This window comes from Pseudomonas sp. GD04019, assembly GCF_029837695.1.
GTDB lineage: Bacteria > Pseudomonadota > Gammaproteobacteria > Pseudomonadales > Pseudomonadaceae > Aquipseudomonas.
Genome location: NZ_JAOEEA010000027.1, coordinates 1 through 2,392, shown reverse-complemented (window position 1 = coordinate 2,392; position 2,392 = coordinate 1). Strand labels below are relative to the sequence as shown.

General features: G+C 68.4%; 3 protein-coding genes. All 3 read right to left on the bottom strand.

Features of this window, described 5'->3' with window-relative positions; all coding sequences use genetic code 11:
* A partial coding sequence (gspG, locus tag N7607_RS23035) for a type II secretion system major pseudopilin GspG (protein WP_279924051.1) occupies nt 1–347 on the bottom strand: 347 nt, incomplete at its 3' end.
* A 6-nt stretch (nt 348–353) separates the two neighbouring features.
* The gene (gene xcpS / locus N7607_RS23030; protein ID WP_279869489.1) at nt 354–1,571 is read right to left on the bottom strand and encodes a GspF family T2SS innner membrane protein variant XcpS; all 1,218 of its coding nucleotides are present in this window, start codon (nt 1,569–1,571) and stop codon (nt 354–356) included.
* A partial coding sequence (locus tag N7607_RS23025; RefSeq protein WP_279869491.1) for an ATPase, T2SS/T4P/T4SS family occupies nt 1,571–2,392 on the bottom strand: 822 nt, incomplete at its 5' end. The genes N7607_RS23025 and xcpS, both read right to left, overlap by 1 nt.

Sequence of the window (2,392 nt, the reverse complement as noted above, 5' to 3'; positions counted from 1 at the left end):
ATCTTGCTGCGGGTACCCGGCGACAGGTACAGGTACGCGTTGCCCCATGGGTCGACCGGCAGCCGCTTCAGGTAGCCCTCGGTGTTCCAGTTCTTCGCCGGCGGGTTGCCGGTGGGTTTCTTCACCAGCGCTTCCAGGCCCTGCTGGGTGCTCGGGTAGTTCTGGTTGTCCAGCTTGTACATGTCCAGCGCCGCACCGATGGCGCGAATGTCGTTCTGCGCCGCGGTGACCTTGGCCTGGTCCGGACGGCCCATCACCTGCGGCACCACCAGGGCAGCGAGGATGCCGAGGATGACCACCACCACCATGATTTCGATCAGGGTGAAACCGCGTTGCTGCTTGTTCATCACTATTCAGCCCACCAGTTGGTTCAGAGAAAGAATCGGCAGGAGGATGGCCAGTACGATCACCAGCACCACCGCTCCCATGAAGACCAGCATGAACGGCTCGAACAACCCCACCATCAGGCCGATGGTGGCCGCCAGGTCGTTCTCCTGGTTGCGCGCCGTGCGCGCCAGCATCTGGTCCAGCTCGCCCGAGCGCTCGCCGCTGGCGATCATGTGCAGCATCATCGGCGGGAACTGCCGGCTGGCCTCCAGGGCCCGCGACAGACTGCCACCTTCGCGCACGCGCTGAGTGGCGTTGGCCACGTCGGTGCGGATGATGCGGTTGCTCACCACCTCGGCGCCGATGGCCAGGGCCTCCACCAGCGGCACGCCGCTGCGCACCAGGATGGCCAGGGTCGAGGCGAAGCGCGCGGTCTCGGTGGCGGCGATCAGCCCGCCGATCAGCGGAATGCGCAACAGGAAGGCGTGCCAGCGCCGGCGCACATCCTCATTGCGCAGGGCGCGGCGGAAGGCGATCACGCCGAGCACCACGAGCACGATGACCACTGCGCCCCAGGCCTTGACCAGTTCGCTGAGCAGAATCAGGCCGCGGGTCAGCGCCGGCAGGGTCTGTCCAGAGTCGACGAATACCCGCACCACGTCCGGCACCACATAGCCGAGCAGGAAGCCGACGATGCCCAGCGAGGCGAGCATCAGGATCACCGGGTAGAGCAGCGCCATCTGGATCTTCTGCCGCGACTGCTGGCGCTGCTCGGTGTAATCGGCCAGTTGCTCCAGCACCGGGGCCAGGTGCCCGGCGTGTTCGCCAGCGGCCACGGTGGCGCGGTACAACTCGGGGAAAGCGGCGGGAAAGGCACCCAGGGCATTGGCCAGGCTGTGGCCTTCGAGCACGCGGGCGCGCACGGCGATCAGCATCGACTGGATGCGCGGCTGGCGCGACTGGGCCGCGGCGGCGCGCAGCGCTTCCTCGATGGGCAGCGCGGCGCCGATCAGGGTCGCCAGCTGGCGGGTGACCAGGGCCAGGTCGCGGGCCGACAGGCCACGGCGCAGGCTGAAGCCACCCGATTTCTCGCTCTGTTCCTTGCGGTGCGCCGGCTCCACCTGCAGCGGCGCCAGTTGTTTCTCGCGCAGCAGCTGGCGTACCTGGCGGGCGCTGTCGGCCTCCAGTACCCCCTTCTGCTGGCGGCCCTTGGTGTCGAGGGCAACGTATTCGAAGGCGGCCATCAGTCTTCCCGGGTCACGCGCAGGACTTCTTCCAGGGTGGTCACCCCTTCCAGCACCTTGCGCCGGCCGTCGTCACGAATGCTCGGACCGAGGCTGCGGGCGTGGCGCAGCAGTTCCTGCTCGCCGACGCCGTTGTGCACCAGGGTGCGCATCTTGTCGTCGAAGATCACCAGTTCGTAGATGCCGGTCCGGCCGCGGTAGCCCTGCTGGTGGCACTCCGGGCAGCCCTTGGCGTGGTGGATCAGCGGCGGGTTCTGCGGATCGAGGCCGAGCAGGCCGCACTCGGCCTCGTCGGCCGGGCGCGCCTCGCGGCAATGCACGCAGAGCACGCGCACCAGGCGCTGGGCCAGCACACCGAGCAGCGAAGACGACAGCAGGAAGGGCTCGACGCCCATGTCGACCAGGCGGGTGACGGCACCGACGGCGCTGTTGGTGTGCAGGGTGGAGAGCACCAGGTGGCCGGTGAGCGAGGCCTGCACGGCGATATCGGCGGTTTCCTGGTCGCGGATCTCGCCGACCATCACCACGTCCGGGTCCTGGCGCAGGATGGCGCGCAGGCCGCGGGCGAAGGTCATGTCCACCCGCGGGTTGACCTGGGTCTGGCCGATGCCTTCGAGGTAGTACTCGATCGGGTCTTCCACCGTGAGGATGTTGCGCGAGCGGTCGTTCAAGGTGACCAGGCCGGCGTACAGGGTGGTGGTCTTGCCCGAGCCGGTGGGGCCGGTGACCAGGATGATGCCGTGGGGCTTGCGCAGGTTGTCGTCGAGCAGGCGGCGGTCGCGCTCGCTCATGCCCAGGTGCTGCAGCGACAGGCGCCCGGC

Excerpts from the sequence above, each read along its gene's own strand:
- xcpS (WP_279869489.1), bottom strand. The coding sequence starts at position 1,571 with ATGGCCGCCTTCGAATACGTTGCCCTCGACACCAAGGGCCGCCAGCAG.